Source organism: Mesorhizobium sp. M6A.T.Cr.TU.014.01.1.1 (assembly GCF_004022765.1).
GTDB classification, from domain to species: domain Bacteria; phylum Pseudomonadota; class Alphaproteobacteria; order Rhizobiales; family Rhizobiaceae; genus Mesorhizobium; species Mesorhizobium mediterraneum.
Window position 1 is genome coordinate 1 of record NZ_RZPG01000075.1, and the last position, 776, is coordinate 776.

The following is a 776-nucleotide window of genomic DNA, read 5'->3' on the forward strand; positions in this document are numbered from 1 at the left end:
GCTGTCGTAAGCAACGACGCCGGTGATCGCGCCCCAGCCCTGCGTCCACTTCACGCCGCCGACGACATGCGGAACGTAGCTGTCGATCGTGAAGTCGCCGTAGCCTTCTTCGAGCGAGACGACGGCGGAGAAGCCGTTGCCGGCATCGAAGTAGTACTGGACGACATTGGTGTCGAAGCCGCCATAGGGAACCAGCGTATCGTTCATGACGTTGCCGGCGTAGCCGATGAACGTATCGAAGGCCGATTCGTCCTTACCGACGCGCAGACCACCGAGCTGGATCCAGGCGAAGTTCAGCGAAACGCCTGTGTTGCCGGCCTCGTTGGGGAAGAAGTCCGGGTTCCCATCTGGGTCATAGCCAGCAAAGTCGGCGCGGCCTTGGCTGTTGCCGAAGTTGAAGCGGGTCTCGGTGTAGGTCTTCAAGGTGCCGAGTTCGGTCTCCTGGCCGGTCCAGGTCTTCAGCGTGAAGCGAGCACGCTTCCAATAGGTGTCGTTCTCGTCGCCGTCCTCGTGGTCGCCGGACGTTGCACCAGTGAACGTACCGACGTCGCCGACGCCGATGTCGTAACGGACATAGCCGCCGATGCGCAGGCAGGTTTCGGTGCCGGGGATGTAGAAGTAGCCAGCGCCGTAGACGTCGCAGATGCGGACGTATTCAGCGGGTTCCGGCTCGGCGACGACGACGGCGTCGGCGGCGCGCGCACCGGAAACTGCGACCAGCGCCGCAGCGGAGCCGAGAAGAAGGCTCTTGATGTTCATTTTCTGACCTCCAGTCA

1 protein-coding gene is annotated in these 776 nt (G+C 62.5%); it reads right to left on the reverse strand.

All coding sequences use genetic code 11. The features are described 5' to 3' along the window. The coding region (locus EN885_RS33015) for a porin (protein WP_164897971.1) at positions 1-759 on the reverse strand (759 nt) is incomplete at its 3' end. Positions 760-776: the final 17 nt, after the last annotated feature.